Here is a 19,452-nt window from a genome sequence, read left to right as displayed (position 1 = left end):
CTCCGGGTTCGCCCGGCCGCTCCGTCGCCTCCCCACCTAAACTTCAGCGGCAAGCCGCGTGAAGCCGATGTCACTTGCCCCCACCTGGCCGCTTCGCGGCCGTCCGCCCCCGGAGGGGGCGGAAGGTTGGCGCGACGCCTTCTTCCCCCTCCGGGGGAGGAGCGCCGCAGGCGCGGAGGGGGCCAGTAGGCCGCCCGAGCCAGCAGGGCAGGTGGAAGGCGGCCATCAGCAGGTACATCACGGCCATGCCGCTGATCGGTCCGCCCCGGCCGCCCGAGCAGATCATCGCCGCGTCGCGATCGCCGAAGACGAGGGTCCACAGGGCCAGGATCGCGAAGGTCGGCGCGGCCGCCAAGCTCAGCCAGCTGGAGAGGGTCTTGCTCATGCGATCATCCCGAAAGGGGCGCGGACGGCCGATCGCCGCGCCCGTGTCCCGTCAATCCTTCCAGGCCTGCTGGCCGGCGTCCGAGACCTCGACCCAGCGCTGGTCCGGCGCGGCGCCCGCCACATAGGCGTCGTGCCAGTTCCACCACTGATAGGGCGGGGTCTGCGGATAGCCCTTCGGCGAGTCTTCCCACGCTTCCTGGCGGCCCAGCGGTGTGGCGTCGAGATAGCTCCACACCGTGCCCATCGCCTCGTCGCCGCGGACATTGATGAAATAGGTCCGATAGATGCGCTCGCCGTCGCGGATGAAGACGTTGTGGCCGTGCCACTGGTCGACCCCGAAATCGGCGTCGAAGGCGTCGGTCAGGCTGTACCAGGGCATGGTCCAGCCCATCCGCGCCTTCAGGCGGGCGATGTCGTCGGACGGCGCGCGCGAGACATAGGCCAGGGTCGTATCGCGGGCGTTCAGGTGGGCGAGGTTGGAGACCTGGTCGGCGCCCAGCGAGCAGCCCCGGCAGGCATGGTCGGGCCATCCGTGGACCCCGGGTTCGAAGAAGGCGCGATAGACGATCAACTGCCGCCGGCCCTCGAACAGGTCCAGCAGGCTGACCTTGCCGTTCGGGCCGTCGAAGGCATAGGCCTTGTCGACCGCCATCCACGGCATGCGGCGGCGCTTGGCGGCCAGGGCGTCGCCGGCGCGGGTATGGGCCTTTTCGTCGGCCAGCATCGCGTCGCGGGCGGCTTCCCAGGCCTCGCGGGCGACGATCGGGGGCCTATCTATGGCCGGGGCGCTCTCTTGAGCGACGGACGATTGGGTCATGGGCTTTGCGATCCCTGGCGCTGGAGTCCACGGGCGGCGTCGCCGCCCGCGCGCCGTCCTTGACGGCGATGAAGGTTTGGCGCCGGTCGGCGAAGGGGTGGGAGTGACAAGTGTGACGGGATTTCGATGGACTCGCTGATCACCGCCGCGGCCTGGGCCCTGGCGGCGGGCGATCCGCTTGGCGCCTTGAACCGGATCGCCCTGCGCGACGACGCCCCGGCCCTGGCGCTGCGGGGCGTCGCCATGGCCCAGCTGGGCGACTTCGCGCGGGCCAAGGCCCTGTTGCGCGCCGCCGGCCGCGCCTTCGGTCCGCGCGAGGCCATGGCCCGCGCCCGCTGCGTGGTGGCCGAGGCCGAGATCGCCCTGGCCTCCCGCGACCTGACATGGCCGACCAAGGCGCTGGACGCCGCCCGAAGCGTCCTTGAGGCGCACGGCGACCGGGCCAATGCGGCGCACGCGCGCTATCTCGAGATCCGCCGCCTGGTCCTGATCGGGCGGTTCGACGAGGCCGAGCAAGGCATGTCGGCGCTGGACCCGGCCTCGCTGCCGCCGGCCCTGCGCACGGCCCACGCGCTGGTGGTCGCCAGCGTGGCGATGCGGCGGCTGCGGGCCGGAGCGGCGCGCGCGGCCCTGGATCAGGCCGAAGTCGCCGCGCGCCAGGCCGGCATTCCGGCCCTGGCCGCCGAGGTCGAGGCCGCCCGCCAGGTGCTGGACGCGCCGGCGGCGCGCCTGGTCGGGAACGGCGAGGACCGAGTGCTGCGCCTGGCCGACATCGAGGCGCTGCAAGCGTCCGACGCCTTGATCATCGACGCCTGCCGGCACGGCGTGCGGATGCGGGAAGCGGCGGTGTCGCTGGCGCGGCGGCCGGTGCTGTTCGCCCTGGCGCGGGCGCTCGGCGAGGCCTGGCCCGGCGACGTCTCCCGCGAAACCCTCGCGGCGCGGGCGTTCGGCGCGCGGCGGATCGACGAGAGCCACCGCGCCCGGCTGCGGGTCGAGATCGGCCGGCTGCGGGCGATGCTGCGCGGACTGGCCGAGGTGACCGCGACCCCGCGGGGCTTCGCCCTGTCGCCTGTCGGTACATCGAAGGTCGTCGTGATGGCCCGGCCGGTCGATGAGCGCCATGCGACGGTGCTGGCCTTCCTGTCCGACGGCGAGGCCTGGTCCAGCTCGGCCCTGGCGATCGCCCTCGACGCCAGCCAGCGCACCGTGCAACGGGCGCTCGACGCCCTGGCCGCGGCCGGAAAGGTCCAGGCGGTCGGCGAGGGGCGGGCGCGGCGCTGGATGATCCCGCCGCCGCTGCGAATGACGACACCCTTGTTACTCCCCGCGACCCTGGCGGAGCCTTAAGGTGCCGGCATGATCAAATCCTCCGCTGAAATCGTTCGCGAATACGGGCCCTTTCCGGGGCTCGACAAGATCCATGGCGTCACCTTCGACGGCCGGCATGTCTGGTTCGCGTCTGGCGGCAGGGTGAGCGCGCTCGACCCCGAGACCGGAACCATCGTGCACGAGATCGAGATCGCCGCCCACGCGGGCTCGGCCTTCGATGGCCGGCGCCTCTTCCAGCTGACCGAGGATCGCATCGTCAAGATCGACACCGAGACCGGCGAAGTGCTCGCCTCGATCCCGGCGCCGGGCGGCGGCGGCGATTCCGGGCTGGCCTGGGCCGAGGGCTCGCTGTGGGTGGGCCAGTACCGCGACCAGAAGATCTACCAGATCGATCCGGAGACGGGGGCCATCCTCAGCACGGTCCAGTCGAACCGGTTCGTGACCGGCGTCACCTGGACGGACGGGCAACTTTGGCACGGCGCCCACGACGGCGAGGATTGCGACCTACGACGCCTGGATCCCGAGACCGGCGAGGTGCTGGAACGGCTGGACTTGCCGACGGGGGTCTTCGTCTCGGGCTTGGAGGCCGACGGCGACGGCCGCTTCTTCTGCGGCGGCGGGCCGAGCGGCAAGGTCCGGGTCGTTCGCCGCGCGGGCGCGGAATCGTAGCCATGCTTCGATGCTCATCGAAAAGTTCTGGAGCGGCGTTTTGAAAATCTGAGCGACGGCTGACGGGCGCGGCGACGTCCTCGACCCTAAGTGAAGCGCGGGAGACCCCGCGTCCGCGACGGGAGCTTGGGCTGATCCCGGATCGGTCTCCCCGGTTTTTAGTGTCCGGAGGGTTTTCATGTCGTCTATTCCAGTCGAGCGCGTCGAGGACGGCGCGTCCGCCGACGCCGAGCGCCCCGCAGCATGGGCCGCCGTCGGGGCCCTGACCTTGGGCGTGTTCGCGCTCGTCACCTCCGAGTTCCTGCCCGCCAGCGTGCTGACGCCCTTGGCTCGCGACCTGGGGATCAGCGTCGGCGCCGCCGGCCAGGCCGTGACCGCCACCGCCGTGGTCGGCGCCTTCGCCGCGCCGCTGACGCCGGTGCTGACCGGCCGCTTCGACCGCCGCTGGGTCATGTGGGGCCTGATGGCGCTGCTGTGCGTCTCCAACCTGCTGACCGTCTTCGCCGCCAACCTGCCGACGCTGCTGGTCGCGCGCGTCCTGCTCGGCGCCAGCCTGGGCGGCTTCTGGTCGATGGCGGCGGCGCTCGCCATGCGCCTGGTGCCGCCGGCCGGGATGCCACGCGCCATGTCGCTGATCTTCACCGGCGTTTCGGTGGCCACCGTCTCGGCCGCGCCGATCGGGGCCTATGTCAGCGACACCCTGGGCTGGCGGACGGCGTTCGTGATCGCCGGCGGAGTCGGCGGCGTCGCTCTCCTGGCGCAGTTGGCCACCCTGCCGCGCCTGGCGCCGACCTCGACGCCGCGCCTGTCCGGCCTGATCGAGGTCGGGCGGCGTCCGGCCGTGGCGACGGCCTTGCTCGGCGTGCTGCTGGTGATCTCCGGCCACTTCGCCGGCTTCACCTATGTGCGGCCAGTGCTGGAGCAGGTGGCCCACTTGGACGTGCGGGCCATCTCGCTGAGCCTGCTGGCGTTCGGCGTCACCGGCTTCTTCGGCAATCTCGTGGGCGCGGCCCTGGTGGGACGTGATCCGCGCCTGTCGGTGCTGGCCGGCTCGGCCCTGGTCGCCACGGCCGCGCTGGCGATCGTCGCGCTGGGTCAGGTCGGCCTGGTCACCGCCGCCGCCCTGGCATTGTGGGGCTTCGCCTTCGCCATGCTGCCGGTGGGCTTCCAGTCCTGGGCGACCTCGGCCGCGCCGGATCAGGCCGAGCTGGCCGGCGGCCTGCTGACCTCGACCTTCCAGGTCGCGATCGCGGCGGGCGCGGTGTTCGGCGGCCTGCTGGTCGACCAGTTCGGCCCGCTGAGCGCGCCGGCCTATGCGGCGGTCTCGGCCTTGGCCGCTGTCGGCCTGGTGCTCAGCCTGCGCCGCCGCGCGGCGCGTGCGCCGGTCCCCGCGGCCGCTTGCGAGGCCTGTCCCTAGAGGCATGATCGGGCCGACCCATGCGGGCCGGCCCGATCGCTCGGCCTAGAAGTCGGCCGAGATCGTGAACTGCACGGTCCGCGGCGGCGCCGGACGGAAGCTGGCCGCCGTGTTCACCGTGGTGCTGATCGTGCCCAGATAGTCCTTGTCGAAGATATTATCGATATTCACCCGCGCCTTGACCTGGCGCAGCGGGCCAGCCGAGAAGCCGTCGCCGATGTCGATATAGGCGTTGACGATGGTGTAGCCGCCGACCTTCTCGTTGTTGACGAAGTTGGTGAAGCGGCTGTCCAGGTGGCGGGCCGAGACGTTCATCAGCAGGCCGTCGAACGGCTCGACGGTGACGCCGCCCTGGACCACCCAAGCGGGGAAGTCGGGCACCTTCTTGCCGGCGAGCGCCAGGGTGGCCGGCGCGGCCGTAGTGCTGGCTCGATAGTTCAGCACGTCGTCCTGGAACTTGGCGCTGTTGTACGAGACGTTGGCGTTGAAATAGGCCTTGCCGGCCAGCAGCTCCGGCTTCCACTGGCCGCTGAACTCGACGCCCTTGGCCTTCACCGCCCCGACGTTCTGGTAGAAGCTCTCGGTGACGCCGCCGCCGCCGGGCACCAGGGCCGCGAAGGCCTGCAGCCGGTTCTTGAACTCGGTCTGATAGGCGACGATCGAGGCGTTGAACGTGGGGTGGTTGGCCCGGTAGCCGAGCTCCCAATTGGTCGAGGTCTCGGGCGCCGGGGCTGTCACCGTCGGGCTGGCCGCCGAGAAGATGTCATCGGCGCCGCGCGGCAGGGCCATGTTCTCGGAATACGAGGCGAACACCTGGTCGCGGCCGGTCAAGCTGTAGACCGCGCCGACCTGCGGCAGGAAGCTGTCTTTCCAGTTGGCCTTCAGGATCGGGTGGCGGCTGTTGATATAGTCGTTCGGATTGCGATAGCCGGCGATCTTGTAGTCGATGTCGGTGGACTTGAAGCCCAGCTCGACCTTCAGCTTGGCTTCCAGCAGGGTCAGGGTGTCCTTGACGAAGAATTGCTGGGTCTCGCGCAGCGACTTGTAGTTCCGCTGCAGGTGGACGGGCTCGTTGAAGTTCGGCGCGCCATCGGGATTGCCGCCCGCGACGTTGTAGCGGGCCTGGGTGCGGTGATAATCGTCGTTTTCGAGCCAGAGGCCGGCCTCGATCTTGTTGAAGCCCAGATGCCAGGCGACCTTGGCCGTGACGCCCTTGCGGATGCCGTCGACGCCCGACAGGCCGTACTGGATGCCGCGCGGCGCAGTCAGGCCCGCCACGATCAGACGCTCGGCGTTGTAGTTGGCCAGCGAGGTGGCATAGGCCTCGGGCGAGACGCCGTAGCCGCCCTTGTCCTCGTAATAGGCCGTGGTGGTCAGGTCGAAATTGTCGGTGATCGGCGTGTTCAGGGTCAGGCCATAGAGGTGGTCCTGCCGGCTGTTGACCGCGAACTTGTAGTACTGGGCGTAGTTGGCGTTGGAGTAGGGAACCCCCGCCGTGGTCTCGGGCAGGCTGGCCGTCGGGACCGACAGCGCAGTGCCGAACGGGACCGACAATGGGACCGAGCCGAGGTAGGCGAAGGAGCGACCCTTGCGCCCGAACACGTCGCCAGCCGTCCCGTTGTACTGGGCCAGGGTGATCGATGGGCTGTCGTAGTCGAAGTAGTCGTTGTGGACGGTCTGGAAGCTGATGTCGCCACCGTTGGGCAGGGCGTATCTCAGCTTGCCCTCGTAGTGCTGACGATCGATGTCGCCCGGACCGCGCCACAGGTCGCCCTTGATCCACGAACCGCTGACATAGCCCGACAGGCCGCCGTGCTCGCCCATCTCAAGTCGCAGGAAGGTGCGGCGCAGGTCGTCGCTGCCGAAGGTCTGGCTGATCGCGCCGCCGGCGTCCTTGGCCGGCGCCTGGGTGAAGTAGTCGACGATCGGACCCAGCGAGGCATAGCTGGGCAGGGCCACGTCGCCGGCCCCGGCCGAGGCGGTGACGCGCAGCAGGTTCTCGTTGTCGACATAGCGATAGATCGGGCTGCCGCCGAACTGGTCGCTGCGGCCCATCGGGATGTTGTCGAGCAGGAAGCCGATTTGCTGGAAGTTGAAGGCGCGCACCGAGACCGAGTTGCCGAACTCGTACATACCCAGGGCGTCGTTGGCCTGGACGTTGAAGCCGGGGAGGGACTCCAGCATCTTCAGGCCGGTGATCCCGGCCGGGGCCGAGAGCAGGGCCTCGCGGGTGATCGAGACGGTTGCGGTGGCGTGATCGGTGCCGATCGCCACGCTGGCCTCGGACAGGCGCTTACCGGTCACGACCAGGGTCTCGACCTCGGCGGCCTTATCGGCCTCCTGCGCCAAGACGGGCGTCGCGGCGCCCAGGATCGAAGCCGTGAGCAGAAGCGCTCGCAAGCGATGCGAGCCGCGCGAATATGGGCCGAAGGTCATGACTATCCCCAGATCTCTTTTTTGACTGAGGTCAGCGTTGCTGTGGCGTGGGCGTAGGTAAATTCAGAATTTCTCTGATGGTGTCGATATAATGACAAAGTCAAATCGGCGCGCACGCATGTTCAATTTATGATCATTGGCAATATATCTGATCAGTATTGGCAATGTGTGTTCCGCGAAAGTCAGGACGACGATCGCGTTCGCGGTTGTGCAGGTCTTTTCTGGGGGCAGAGGCTGGGTCAGTTTCGCATGGCGCACACAGGGGCAGGGCGCGCCAGGATGGCCCGCCTTCGCACCCCCGCTGTCCTTGGCGCCTGAGAGATTCAGCGGCCCAGGCAATCGCGAGGGGCGCCTTGCTCCTTCGGCGAGGGCGTTTCGGGCCCTGCTTTCCAGCGTTCAGAAGCTCGCGCGGTCCTTCTGCTTGAGCGTTTCCGGGGCGGTTTCGCCTTCAGCGCCGGGCCTGGGCCCGATCTCTCCCGCGAGAGCGAAGACCAGCAGACGGTCGGCCCTGTCCTGGATCAAGCGGATTGACCTGAGCATGTCGCAATGGCGGCCGGATGCTAGCGATCGCGGCGCCGGGCGCCGCATCAAGCGCCGCTGGTGTCCTTGGCATGCTCGATCAGGTTGTCGCGCAGGCGGGCGACCATCTTTTGGACGGTCTGGAACTCCTCCGGCGTCAGGCCCGAGGCGGCCACCAGGTTCTTCTGCACGCCCTTGTTGCGCAACGCGCGGCCGGCGTCGGTCAGATTGACCAGGACCTGGCGCTCGTCGGCGGGATCCCGTCGGCGGTTGAGGAAGCCCAGTTCTTCCAGCTTCTTCAGGATCGGCGTCAGAGTATTGGACTCCAGGAAGAGCTTCTCGCCCAGGCCGCCCACCGTCTGATTGTCCTGCTCCCACAGCGCCACGATGATGATCCACTGGGTGTAGGTGACGCCCAGTTCCTCGAGGATCGGGCGATAGGCGCGGCCATAGGCGAGGTTCGCCGAATAGATCGCGAAGCACATGAAGTCGGCGAGCTTGACGTCGCCGGTCTTCTTGGGAGCGTCGGATTTCATGGCAGCCTCGGTCAGTTTGGTTGGTTCTATATATAGCGGATCCGATTAAATCGGAAAGAGTTGACGCGGAATGAGCACGATTATATATCGCTACCGATCTAATCGGTTCCGTTATTAATGAGGCCCGCAATGTCGCCAATTCCGTCTCAAGCCGAAGCCCATTTCTCGCGTCGCGGCCTTTTGGCCGCCGCGGTGGCCTTGTCCGCCGCGACGGGGTTCGCCGGCGTGGCGCGCGCCAAGCCCGCCGTGGCCGGCTTCGGCGCGCTGAAGCGGGTTGACGCCAGCGACCTCAACATCGCCTACGCCGAGGCTGGCCCGGCCGACGGTCCGGTGATGATCCTGCTGCACGGGTGGCCCTACGACATCCACAGCTTCGCGGAGGTCATGCCGATCCTGGCCTCGGCCGGCCATCGGGTGATCGCGCCGCATCTGCGCGGCTATGGCGAGACGCGGTTCCTGTCGGACGGCACGATGCGAAACGGCCAGCCGGCGGCGCTGGCCAGCGATGTCGTCGCGCTGATGGACGCGCTGGGGATCAAGACGGCGATCCTAGGTGGCTTCGACTGGGGCGCGCGCTCGGCCGATATCGTCGCGGCGCTATGGCCCGAGCGGGTGAGGGCGCTGGTCGCCGTCAGCGGCTACCTGATCGGCAGCCAGGCCGCGGGCGCCAAGCCCTTATCGCCCGAGGCGGAGCTGTCCTGGTGGTACCAGTTCTATTTCGCCACCGAGCGCGGCCAGCTGGGTTACGCGCAGAACCGCGAAGCCTTCGCCAAGCTGATCTGGAAGTTGGCCTCCCCGAAGTGGGCCTTCGACGACACGACCTTCGCGCGCTCGGCGGCGTCACTACAGAACCCCGACCACGTGGCGATCACGATCCACAACTACCGCTGGCGGCTCGGTTTGGCCCAGGGCGAGGCCCGCTACGACGTCTTGGAGCGGAGGCTGGCGACGGCGCCGGTCATCACCGTCCCGACCATCACGCTCGAGGGCGACGCCAACGGCGCGCCGCATCCTGATCCGGCCGCCTACGCCAAGAAGTTCGTCGGCCGCTATGCGCACCGTACGATCACTGGCGGGATCGGCCACAACCTGCCGCAAGAAGCGCCCAAGGCTTTCGCCCGGGCGCTTCTCGACGTGACCAAGCTGTAGGCGAGGCTATTTCGCGACGGTCAGTCTGAAGACCATGACATTGCGATAGGTCTGGCCCGGATCCAGGCGCACTGGCGCGAACTGCGGCTTGTTCGGCGCGTCGGGGAAGTGCTGCGGCTCCAGCGCGATGCCGTCGCCCTGGCGATAGATCTTGCCGCTCTTGCCGACCATGGTCCCGTCGATGAAGTTGCCGGAATAGAACTGGATGCCCGGCTGGTCGCTGAGGATCTCCAGAACACGGCCGCTCTTCGGGTCGGCCAGGCGCGCGGCCAGCCGCGGCGCGCCGCCGGCCTTGCCGTTCAGCACGTAATTGTGGTCGTAGCCGCGGCCGATGACCATCTGCGGATCGCGGGCGTCGCGGACCCGCGCCGCGACGGCCTTGGGCGTGCGGAAGTCGAAGGGCGTGCCGGTCACCGGGGTGATGGTCCCGGTCGGGATCAGCTCGCTGTCCACCGGCGTATAGCCGTCGGCGGGAATGGTCAGAACGTTGCCCATCGCGCCTTCGGCCGAACCTTCGCCGGCGACATTGAACAGCGCGTGGTTGGTCATGTTGACGATAGTCGGCTTGTCGGTCGTCGCGCCGTAGGTGATCGTCAGGTTGTTCTGCTCGTCCAGGGCGTAGGTGGCCGTGGCGGTCACGGTTCCGGGATAGCCTTCCTCGCCGTCGGGGCTGACATAGCCGAAGGTCACCGAGGCGGTCGGACCGGACTTGGCCGACAGCACCTTCCAGATGACCTTGTCGAAGCCCTTCACGCCGCCATGCAGGGCGGCGACCCCATTGTTGTTCAGCGCCAGCTGGTAGGTCTTGCCGTCGAGAGCGAAGCGGCCCTTGCCGATCCGGTTGGCGAAGCGGCCGACCGAGGCGCCGAAATAGCTGGCGTTCTTGGCGTAGGCGGCGGCGTCGGCGAAGCCGAGCGCGATGTCGGCCTTCTTGCCGGCGCGATCCGGCCCGATCAGCGACTGCAGCGTGGCGCCGTAGGTGATCACCGTGGCGCTGACGCCATGGCTGTTGGTCAAGGTGAGCGCCTCGACCGCCTCGCCGGACGGCGTCTTGCCGAACGGCTTGCGCGACAGCTCGGCGGCATTCGCCGACGAGATGGCGACGAGAGCGAGCGCGCTGCTAAGGGCGACGGTTTTCAGCTTCATGGTGTTTCTCCCTCTGTCGTTCTTTTCTTGTCGGCGTCTATTCGACGAAGGCCGGCGCGGCGACCCGCTCGCTGAGCAGGAAGGCGTCGGCCACGTGCCGTAGCGGACTGACGTCGACGTCGCTGGCGCCGTCGGCGATCAGCTTGGCGAAGGCGTCGTAGAGCCCAGGATATTCACGGTCAGGCCCTTCATGGATCAACTGGCCGTCGATCCACAGCTTAGCCCCGCCATTGGTCAGCTTCAGGGCGCCGTCGTCGGTGTCGACTTCGATGTCCCAGCTTTGCGGGCCGGTTTGCAGGAAGTCCAGCTCGGCGCGGATCGGCGCGTTGGCCGCGTCGCGAAATTCGAGCTCGGCCTGGATCGGCGACTGGCGGTTCTCCGGCACGTGCAGCACGCCGTGCGACAGGAAGAAGGGGCGTGGCAGGATCCGGGTGACGATCGACAGGGCGTTGATGGCGGGGTCGAAGACGCCCAGGCCGCCGGCCTCCCAGATCCAGTCCTGACCCGGATGCCAGACGCGGACATCTTCCTTCCAGAAGATCCGCACGGCCTTGACGGCGCGCTCGGCCAGCCAGGCGCGGGCAGGCTCGACGCCGGCGGCGTAGCGCGAGTGCCAGGTGGTTTGCAGGGTCAGGCCGTGGGCGGCGGCGGCGAGGCGCAGGTCCTCGACCTCGCTGAGCGTGGCGCCGGGGGGCTTTTCCAGCATCACGTGCTTGCCGGCCGCCAGCGCCAGGTGCGCCAGGGCGTGACGCGGTTGGGGCGGGGTGCACAGGGCGACCGCGTCGATCGCGACGTCGCTGGCCAGCAGGTCGGCCAGGGCGGTGAAGTGGGCGACACCGTCCAACTCCGCGTTGCGGCTGACGATGGCGACCAGCTCGAAACGTGGATCGGCAGCGATGGACGGCAGGTGCTGGTCGCGAGCGATCTTGCCCAGGCCAACCAGCGCGAGACGAATCGGCGTCACAGCGATTTCACCGTGACCGGACGCTCGGCAGCCTGGGCCAGGGGGTTGCGGACCGGGTGACGGAACGGCGCGGCTTCGATCTCGAACACGTCGCCGACCTGCGTCTGGAAGCCCTCCGAGAACGACAGGGTGGCGGTGCCGAAGAAGTGGACGTGCACGTCGCCGGGCCGGCGGAAGATGTCGTACTTGAAGTGGTGATGCTCGAGATTGGCGATCGTGTGGGACATGTTCGCTTCGCCCGACAGGAACGGCTTTTCCCAGACGGTCGCGCCGTCGCGGATGATGCGGCTGGCGCCGCGCACATCGGCCGGAAGGTCGCCGGTCAGCAGCTCGGGGCCTAGCGCCGCCTGACGCAGCTTGGAGTGGGCCAGCCACAGATAGTTGCCGCGCTCGATCACGTGGTCCGAGAACTCGTTGGCCAGGCAGAAGCCCAGGCGATGCGGCGTCCCGTCGGGACCGATCAGATAGACGCCGGCGATCTCGGGTTCTTCGCCGCCGTCCTTGGCGAAGGCGGGGGAGGTGAGGGGCTGGCCCGGGCCGGCCAACTGGCCGCCGTCGCCCTTGTAAAACCATTCCGGCTGCACGCCCTCCTGACCAGGAGCGGGCTTGCCGCCTTCGACGCCCATCAGGAACATCCGCATGGAGTCGGTGAGCTGTTCGCCCGCCCCTTCTTTCTGGGCGAGGGCCGCCTTGTGCATCTTGTCACGGCCCTCGGCCGAGCCGAGGTGGGTCAGGCCCGTGCCGGTCATCTGTAAGTGCGCGGGATCGGGATGGTCGATCGGGGCCAGGACGCGGCCCTCAGCCAAGGCGGCGGCGATGTCGATGTCCTCGCCCAGCGGACGGGCCTGGGCGGCCTCGGCCAGGGTGGCGTTCACCCGCAGCGCCGCCTGGGCAAGGTCGTAGAGAGTGTCGGCGACCTCGACCTTGCGCGCCCGCCCTGAGTCGTCCAACGCGGCCAGCTGTCGAGCGCCGCCCGAGGTCTTCAATTGCACGAACCGGAACACCACGGCGAACGACCTTCTGAAGCTGTATAATAGTCTGACAAATAGCGCGACGCGCCGGTCTGTCAAACGGCGTTTCGTGGTCGGCGTGGTCAAGACCCGCCCCTGAACGCCTCCGCGCGACATCACGGCAGGTTCGATCGTCGGATTCGTCGTACATTTGCGTCGTTCTCCGTCGTCGAAGCGCATATCGGCGTGGGGGCGAATTCGCTTGTTCTCGGACAATTGGTCTCGCTAGAGTCGCCGCCGAGGCGCAAGACGGGCGCCGGTAGATGTCGCAGGGAGCGAAAGACGCGTGTCGAAGGCCAAGGAAGCGGGCGCTGGCGCCGACGCCGAGCGTGAGGAAGGCTTCTCCGGTCGTATCCATGGGTCGATCGCGCGAGCCCTGGGTATCGCGATCGTCTCAGGACAGCACCAGCCCGGCGATGTGCTGAACAACGAGATCGACGCTAGCGAAAAATTGCATGTCTCGCGCAGCGCCTATCGCGAGGCGATCCGGATTCTCGCCGCCAAGGGTCTTGTCGAGAGCCGGCCCAAGACGGGAACCCGAGTCAGTCCGCGTCACCGTTGGAGCTTGCTGGACCCCGAGGTCCTGGCCTGGTTTTTCGAATCGGAGCCGAGCGAGGCGTTCCTGCAGGAGCTCTACGAACTAAGGATGATCGTCGAGCCGGCCGCCGCGGCTCTGGCGGCCGAGCGCCGCGACGATGCGCAGCTCGAGCGGATGCGGGCAGCTCTGGTGGCCATGCAGCACGAGACCCTGGCCACGGAAGCTGGACAGGCGGCCGACCGCGACTTCCACGACACCGTCCTGGAAGCGACCCGCAACGCTCCGCTGTGCACGCTCAGCAGCAGCATCGGCGCGGCCGTGCGCTGGACGACGATCTTCAAGCAGCGCGATCGCGAACTGCCCCGCGATCCGATGCCCGACCATTGGAAGGTCTTCGACGCTATCGCGGCCGGGCGCGCGGATCAGGCGCGCCAGGCGATGGAGCGGTTGGTCAACTTGGCGCTGGACGATACGCGCGCGGCGATCGAGCGGCGTCCGGGACGCCAGTCGTAAATCCTCGGACAAGGCCTTTGCTCGGCGTGTCGGAGGCGAAGATCGGTGTTTAGGACCTACGCGCAAAGCGTCAGGCGCTGATTGACGCTCCGGACGGCGCGGTATAGTCAGACAAATACGATAAAGCGATGCCGCGAATGAACAAGCGCGCGATTCTGCGCCTTGTTTAAACGTTTGTCGGTGGTCGCGCCTCCCGTCGTCGCCAAGGCCTATCGCCTTCAAGGATTGTCATGAGCGTTCCTCCTGTTTCGCCCCGCGCCCTGCGTTCGCGCGCCTGGTTCGACAATCCGGACAATATCGACATGACGGCGCTCTACCTGGAGCGCTACTTGAACTTCGGCCTGACGCTGGAGGAACTTCAGTCTGGCCGCCCGATCATCGGCATCGCCCAGACCGGCTCGGACCTGTCGCCGTGCAACCGCCATCACCTGGTGCTGGCCGAGCGGGTGCGCGAAGGCATTCGCAGCGCCGGCGGTATTGTACTGGAGTTCCCGGTCCATCCGATCCAGGAAACCGGCAAGCGCCCGACGGCGGGCCTGGACCGCAATCTTTCGTATCTGGGGCTCGTGGAGCTGCTCTACGGCTACCCGCTGGACGGCGTGGTGCTGACGATCGGCTGCGACAAGACTACGCCGGCCTGTCTGATGGCGGCGGCGACCGTGAACATCCCGGCCATCGCCCTTTCGGTCGGCCCGATGCTGAACGGTTGGCACAAGGGTCAGCGCACCGGTTCGGGCACCATCGTCTGGAAAGCCCGCGAGCTGCTGGCGGCCGGCGAGATCGACAATGCCGGCTTCATCAAGCTGGTGGCCAGCTCGGCCCCCTCGACCGGCTACTGCAACACCATGGGCACGGCCACGACCATGAACTCGCTGACCGAGGCCCTGGGCATGTCGCTGCCCGGCTCGGCGGCGATTCCCGCGCCGTATCGCGACCGTCAGGAAAACGCCTACCGCACCGGCCTGCGCATCGTCGACATGGTCCACGAGGATCTCAAGCCGTCGGACATCCTGAGCCGCGAGGCGTTCCTGAACGCCATTGTCGTCAACTCGGCGATCGGCGGCTCGACCAACGCCCCGATCCACTTGAACGCCCTGGCGCGCCACGTCGGCGTCGAACTGTCGATCGACGACTGGCAGCAGACCGGCGAGGAGGTGCCGTTGCTGGTCAACCTGCAGCCGGCCGGCGAATATCTGGGCGAGGACTATTACCGCGCCGGCGGCGTGCCCGCGGTGTTCGGTCAGCTGATCGAGCAGGGCCTGATCCGCGAGGACGCCAAGTGCGTCTCCGGCCAGACCATCGGCGAGCAGTATCGCGGGACCCCGATCGAGGACGAGGATGTCATCCGTCCGTTCTCGCGGCCGCTGGTCGAGCGCGCCGGCTTCGTGGTCATGCGCGGCAACCTGTTCAACTCGGCCATCATGAAGACCAGCGTGATCGCCAAGGAGTTCCGCGACCGCTATCTGTCGAACCCGGACGATCCGGAAGCCTTCGAGGGCGATGCGATCGTGTTCGACGGGCCGGAGGACTACCACCGCCGGATCGACGATCCGTCGGTCGGCATCACCGCCAATTCGATCCTGTTCATGCGCGGCGCTGGCCCGATCGGTTATCCGGGCGCGGCCGAGGTCGTGAACATGCGCGCGCCCAACTACCTGATCAAACAGGGCATCCACCAGCTGCCCTGCATCGGAGACGGTCGCCAGTCGGGAACCTCGGGCTCGCCGTCGATCCTCAACGCCTCGCCGGAGGCGGCGGCCGGCGGCGGCCTCGCCTTGCTGAAGAGCGGCGACAAGGTGCGGTTCGACCTGCGCAAGTCGCGGGTCGACGTTCTGGTCTCGCCGTCGGAGATCGTCGAGCGGCGCAAGGCGCTCGAAGCGGCCGGCGGCTTCGCCTATCCGGAAAGCCAGACGCCGTGGCAGGAGATGCAGCGCGCCGTTGTCGGCCAGATGGAGACCGGCGCGGTGCTCGAGCCGGCCGTGAAGTATCAGCGCATCGCCCAGACCAAGGGCCTGCCGCGCGACAACCACTAAGAGCTTAGCGAGGCGCGCTAGGTGCGCGCCTCGGCTTGCTTGAACAGGCGAGCCTCGAAGACGGCCGCCCATTGGTTGGCGGCCATCTCGAACCGCACCGTGACCTTGCTCCGGCCGTCGGTCAGGGCCTGGGGAAGGGCGTAGGTCTTCACGTTCAGAGTCGCGGTGCGCTCACCCGCTAGGGTTTCGTGCGCCACTTCCTGGCCCTCGACCAGGACCCTGAAGTCCTTGTTCCGCGCCGAGCCGTCATAGGTGACCTGCAAGGTCAGCGGACCTGGCGCGGTCGCCATCTCGAACGCGATCGAGCCCTTGTTCAAGATCCGGCTGCGGACCGTCAGGTTGCCCGTGTCCTGAGTGCCCGCGCTGGCCTTCAGATTGTGGTCGACCTCGGGCTGTTGTTCGCCGAAGCGGATGATGTCGACCGTGCGATCGCGGATGTCGGCGCGGGCCTTGGCCTCGGCGACCAGCGCCGGCTCCACGCTCGCCCACCGCGCGGGCGTCAGGCGGCGGAAATAGACCGCGGTGCGATTGTGGTGCTGCTCGAAATAGGGGCGCAACTGCAGACCTTGCGGCCTGCCATGCTCGGCGAGCGTGAACCGCTGCGGTCCCGCGACCGGAACCAGCGGCGGCGCGCCCGCCGCATCGATCACCACCGGATCGAAGCTGTCCCAAGGCTGCTCGGCCGGACCGAGATCGGCGGCGAGGACCAAGGGCCCGCTCAGGAAGGCGATCAGGTCCGGATCATCCGGCATAGCTTCCGTCCGTAGCGACATCGGCAGGGTCAACGTCACCTCGTCGCCGGCGCGCAGGGTGAGCGCGACGTAACCGTTCTTCGGCGTGGTGGCGCGGACGCGACCATTGACCTTTACCGACGGCTTGGCGCACCAGCCGGGGATCCGCAGCGAGACCGTCGTGGCCGACCGCGCCTTGGTCACCGTCAGCGATACCTGGTCGTCGTACGGGAAGTCGGTGTCGATCTCGAGCTTCAGGCCCTTCTCGGTCCAGTCCAGCGTCGACGGGTAATAGAGGTTGACCCGCACGCCATCGCCGTCGCGCCAGAAGATGCTGTCGCCCAGCTTGGAATAGTTCTCCATGCCGGTCCCGACGCAGCACCAGAACGAATCGGTCGGCGTCGAGTGGCCGCGCGCATAGCCCGAGGCCAGCGGCGAGAAATAGGTGAACATCCCGGTGTCGGGATCCTGCTGCGACAGGATGTGGTTCAGGTGGGCGCGTTCGTAGAGGTCGAAATAGCGGGCCTCGCCGGACCAGGCGTAGAGATGCCGGGTCAGCTTCAGCATGTTGTAGCTGTTGCAGCACTCGCAGGTCTGCTGGCCCAGGCGCGTCGACAGCTTTCGCGGCGGGCCGAAGTGCTCGAACTCCGAATTGCCGCCGATGACGTAGGAATGGTCGTCAACGACGGTCTCCCAGAAGAACATCGCCGCCTTGGCCGCGCGGGCGTCGCCGCCGGTCTCGTAGAGCCGGGCTTCGCCGATCAGCTTGGGGATCTGGGTGTTGGCGTGCTTGCCGGCCAGGTCGTCGCGACCCTCGGCCAGCGGCGCGACGATGTCCTCATGCTGGACGCGGCGGGCCAGGTCCAGCCAGCGCGCCTGGCCGGTGCGGGCGTGAAGCTCGGCGAAGCTCTCGACGATGCCGCCGTGCTCGATGCGCAGCACGGTCTGGACCTGGGCGGTGTCCAGCGCTTCGAACATCCGGCCCAGATAGTCGGCCAGGCCGATGGCGACCGCCAGGGCCTTGGGATCGTCGCAGAGGGCGTGGGCGTCCAGCGCCCCGGCCAGGACCTTGTGATAGGTGTAGATCGGCACCCAGCCGGCATTCAGCCCGCCCGAGGTGTCGATCTTGCCGGCGCGGATCTCCTCGTAGACGACCTTGCCATCGACCGTCTTGCCGCCGCGCTCGACCGTCGTGCCGCCCGCGTAGCCGTCGCCGTTCGCCGCCTGGCAGGCCGCCAGCTCCTCGACGATGTAGGCGGCGCGACGCTTGAATTCGGGCTGGCCGGTCTGGGCCCACATCAGCGACACGGCTGACAGGTAATGGCCCAGGCTGTGGCCGGCGATGCCCGCCTTCTCCCAGCCGCCATAGACCTCGCCCTTGGGCTGAAGGCCCGCGCCGGCGCGGAAGTTGTGCAGCAGACGGTCGGGCTCCAGCGACAGCAGGTAGCGCTGGTTGGTCTCCTGCGCGGTCAGGAACCGCGATGGCTTCAGCCGCACCTGCGACAGCGGGAAGCTGGTGAGCTTGCCGGCGGGTTCCGAGGCGATGGCGGGCATGGCCAGGCTCGCGGCGCCGATCGCGGCCCCCGTTTTCAAAGCCGTTCGGCGCGACAGTCGGGTCATGGCGGATCTCTTATTCGACGTGCGGGTCGGGCAAGGCGTTGGTGGGCTTGGAGCCCCACAGCGCGTAGAACAGGACATAGACCTCGCAGGCCGCCGTCAGCAGGAACGACCATTGCAGACCGAAGGTGTCGGCCAGCCAGCCCTGGACGATGACCAGGGCGCCGCCGGCGATGGCCATGATCAGCAGGCCCGAGCCTTCCTCGGTCAGCGGACCCAGGCCCTTGATCCCCAGGGTGAAGATCGTGGGGAACATGATCGAGTGGAAGAAGCCGACCGCGATCAGCGACCACATGGCCACCGGCCCGTGGGCGAAGGTGGTGATCAGCATCACCACGAACGCGCCGATCGAGAAGGCGGCCAGCACGTGCTCGGCGGCGAAGCGGCGCATCAGCACGCTGCCCAGGAACCGGCCGACCATCATGCCGCCCCACAGGATGGCCAGGTAGCGCGACGCCTCCTCGTGGGTGATCGCCGCGATGTTCGGCTGCGAGACGAAGTTGATGAACAGGTTGGCCACGCCGATTTCGGCGATCAGGTAGATGAAGATCGCCGGCACGCCCCAGACCAGGTTGCGATGGGTCCACAGCGACAGGCTCTTGCGGCCCTCGCGCGAAGTGCGCTGGTTCGCCTGGCCAATGGCCGGCAGCTTCACCCGGCCCATAACCAAGGCCAGCAGCACCAGGGCGATCGCCACGATCACATACGGCAGGATCACCGACTGGGCGTCGGCATGACGCTCGGCGGCGGTCAGGGCGACGCCGGTGTGGGCCGTGCCGCTCTTGGACCGGCCTAGGATGAGGTAGCCGGCGAACAGCGGGGCCAGGGTGGTGCCCAGCGAGTTGAACGCCTGGACCAGGTTCAGCCGCGCCGAGCCGGTCTCGGGCGGGCCGATCACCGCCACATAGGGGTTGGCCGCCACCTGCAAGAGGGTGATGCCGCTGGCGATCACGAACAGCGCCGTCAGGACCAAGGCGTAGGAGGTGAGAATGGCCGCCGGAACCATCATGGCCGCGCCGACCGCCATGCCCAGCAGGCCGATGACGATCGCCTTCTGGTAGCCGATCCGTTCGATCAGCTTGGCCGAGGGGATGGAGGCGACGAAATAGGCGATGAACCAAACCGACTCAATCAGGGTCGTACGGGTGTAGTCGAGCACGAACACGCTACGCAGGTGCGGCAGCAGCGTGTTGTTGATGACCGTGATGAAACCCCACATGAAGAACAGGCTGGCCAGCAGACTCAGGGCCGAGCCGTAGCGCGGCTGAAGGGCGTCCGTGGCCGTGGCCGAGGTCCCGTGGGGCGCGCTTTGGGGAATGGAGGGCATCGTTTCCTCTTCGTCGGTCGCGGTTAGGCGCGGGCTGCGGCGGCTTTGGGCTGCTCTCGATCTTTTGTCCGAGTATATGGGCCGCGCCGAAGCGTCAATGCAAGAGGCGGCGATGTGGAGTGGAGAAGAGCGTTTGCGCTCAAGCTCAAGCGAGGCTCGGGATCCCACAAGATAGGACCACCAGCGGACCGTCGGTTATTGTAGGACAAAACTAAGCCTGCTACCAAGTCGCGCCATGAGGTCTCGCGTCGCGGGGCCGGTCGTCCGCTGAGCGTGACGGCAAAGACGTTCAGGGAGCGGCTACAGCTCCCCGT

15 protein-coding genes and 1 riboswitch are annotated in these 19,452 nt (G+C 67.8%); of the genes, 6 read left to right on the top strand and 9 right to left on the bottom strand.

The features are described from left to right. Positions 1-70: 70 nt before the first annotated feature. Together ASC70_RS25300 and ASC70_RS16550 are read right to left on the bottom strand one after the other, a co-directional pair. Positions 71-385 carry a hypothetical protein gene (locus tag ASC70_RS25300; protein WP_200940387.1) on the bottom strand — a complete coding sequence of 105 codons (315 nt, stop codon included), beginning with the start codon at positions 383-385 and terminating at the stop codon, positions 71-73. A 51-nt stretch (positions 386-436) separates the two neighbouring features. After that, entirely contained in the window at positions 437-1,204 is a 768-nt protein-coding gene (locus ASC70_RS16550) for a DUF899 domain-containing protein (protein ID WP_056051973.1), read from the bottom strand. Positions 1,205-1,330: 126 nt separating this feature from the next. Between ASC70_RS16550 and ASC70_RS16545 the strand changes: the two genes are divergently transcribed. The 3 genes from ASC70_RS16545 to ASC70_RS16535 all read left to right on the top strand — a co-directional run bounded on the left by ASC70_RS16545 (position 1,331) and on the right by ASC70_RS16535 (position 4,619). Next, on the top strand, positions 1,331-2,551 hold the full coding sequence (locus tag ASC70_RS16545; RefSeq protein ID WP_056051968.1) for a hypothetical protein: 1,221 nt from the start codon (positions 1,331-1,333) through the stop codon (positions 2,549-2,551). 9 nt (positions 2,552-2,560) lie between these two features. Continuing rightward, positions 2,561-3,202, top strand: a complete 642-nt coding sequence (locus ASC70_RS16540) for a PQQ-binding-like beta-propeller repeat protein (RefSeq protein WP_056051965.1) — start codon at positions 2,561-2,563, stop codon at positions 3,200-3,202. A 178-nt stretch (positions 3,203-3,380) separates the two neighbouring features. After that, positions 3,381-4,619, top strand: coding sequence for an MFS transporter (locus tag ASC70_RS16535; RefSeq protein ID WP_056051963.1), 1,239 nt, complete (start codon positions 3,381-3,383; stop codon positions 4,617-4,619). 45 nt (positions 4,620-4,664) lie between these two features. Here ASC70_RS16535 and ASC70_RS16530 read toward each other — a convergent pair whose 3' ends face one another. Together ASC70_RS16530 and ASC70_RS16525 are read right to left on the bottom strand one after the other, a co-directional pair. Then, complete coding sequence (locus tag ASC70_RS16530) at positions 4,665-7,067, bottom strand: TonB-dependent receptor (protein WP_056051960.1); 2,403 nt, start codon at positions 7,065-7,067, stop codon at positions 4,665-4,667. A gap of 279 nt (positions 7,068-7,346) precedes the next feature. Further along, positions 7,347-7,458, bottom strand: a riboswitch (glycine riboswitch). Positions 7,459-7,642: 184 nt separating this feature from the next. After that, positions 7,643-8,110: a MarR family winged helix-turn-helix transcriptional regulator gene (locus tag ASC70_RS16525; protein WP_056051958.1), complete on the bottom strand. Its 468-nt coding sequence runs from the start codon at positions 8,108-8,110 to the stop codon at positions 7,643-7,645. 129 nt (positions 8,111-8,239) lie between these two features. On the opposite strand from ASC70_RS16525, the gene ASC70_RS16520 reads away from it, so the two are divergent. Next, entirely contained in the window at positions 8,240-9,259 is a 1,020-nt protein-coding gene (locus tag ASC70_RS16520) for an alpha/beta fold hydrolase (RefSeq protein WP_056051955.1), read from the top strand. Between the two features lie 6 nt (positions 9,260-9,265). Here ASC70_RS16520 and ASC70_RS16515 read toward each other — a convergent pair whose 3' ends face one another. Genes ASC70_RS16515 through araD1 form a run of 3 tightly spaced genes read right to left on the bottom strand, consistent with a single transcriptional unit; the run spans position 9,266 to position 12,376 of the window. Then, complete coding sequence (locus ASC70_RS16515) at positions 9,266-10,405, bottom strand: aldose epimerase family protein (RefSeq protein WP_056051952.1); 1,140 nt, start codon at positions 10,403-10,405, stop codon at positions 9,266-9,268. 37 nt (positions 10,406-10,442) lie between these two features. Continuing rightward, on the bottom strand, positions 10,443-11,369 hold the full coding sequence (locus ASC70_RS16510) for a Gfo/Idh/MocA family protein (RefSeq protein WP_056051948.1): 927 nt from the start codon (positions 11,367-11,369) through the stop codon (positions 10,443-10,445). Then, positions 11,366-12,376 carry an AraD1 family protein gene (gene araD1 / locus ASC70_RS16505; RefSeq protein ID WP_056051945.1) on the bottom strand — a complete coding sequence of 337 codons (1,011 nt, stop codon included), beginning with the start codon at positions 12,374-12,376 and terminating at the stop codon, positions 11,366-11,368. Before araD1 ends, ASC70_RS16510 begins: the two co-directional genes overlap by 4 nt. A gap of 289 nt (positions 12,377-12,665) precedes the next feature. Here araD1 and ASC70_RS16500 point away from each other — a divergent pair, with 289 nt between their 5' ends. Continuing rightward, complete coding sequence (locus ASC70_RS16500; protein WP_056051943.1) at positions 12,666-13,430, top strand: FadR/GntR family transcriptional regulator; 765 nt, start codon at positions 12,666-12,668, stop codon at positions 13,428-13,430. Positions 13,431-13,660: 230 nt separating this feature from the next. After that, entirely contained in the window at positions 13,661-15,463 is a 1,803-nt protein-coding gene (locus ASC70_RS16495) for an IlvD/Edd family dehydratase (RefSeq protein WP_056051940.1), read from the top strand. Between the two features lie 17 nt (positions 15,464-15,480). On the opposite strand, the gene ASC70_RS16490 is transcribed toward ASC70_RS16495, so the two are convergent. Both ASC70_RS16490 and ASC70_RS16485 read right to left on the bottom strand, forming a co-directional pair. Continuing rightward, complete coding sequence (locus tag ASC70_RS16490) at positions 15,481-17,814, bottom strand: glycoside hydrolase family 127 protein (protein ID WP_056051937.1); 2,334 nt, start codon at positions 17,812-17,814, stop codon at positions 15,481-15,483. Between the two features lie 10 nt (positions 17,815-17,824). Next, complete coding sequence (locus ASC70_RS16485) at positions 17,825-19,138, bottom strand: sugar MFS transporter (RefSeq protein ID WP_200939226.1); 1,314 nt, start codon at positions 19,136-19,138, stop codon at positions 17,825-17,827. Between the last annotated feature and the right edge of the window lie 314 nt (positions 19,139-19,452).

Source organism: Caulobacter sp. Root343 (assembly GCF_001425745.1).
In the GTDB taxonomy this organism is placed as follows: domain Bacteria; phylum Pseudomonadota; class Alphaproteobacteria; order Caulobacterales; family Caulobacteraceae; genus Caulobacter.
The sequence above is the reverse complement of the archived record's forward strand: the minus strand, read 5'-3'. Positions and strand labels throughout refer to the sequence as shown.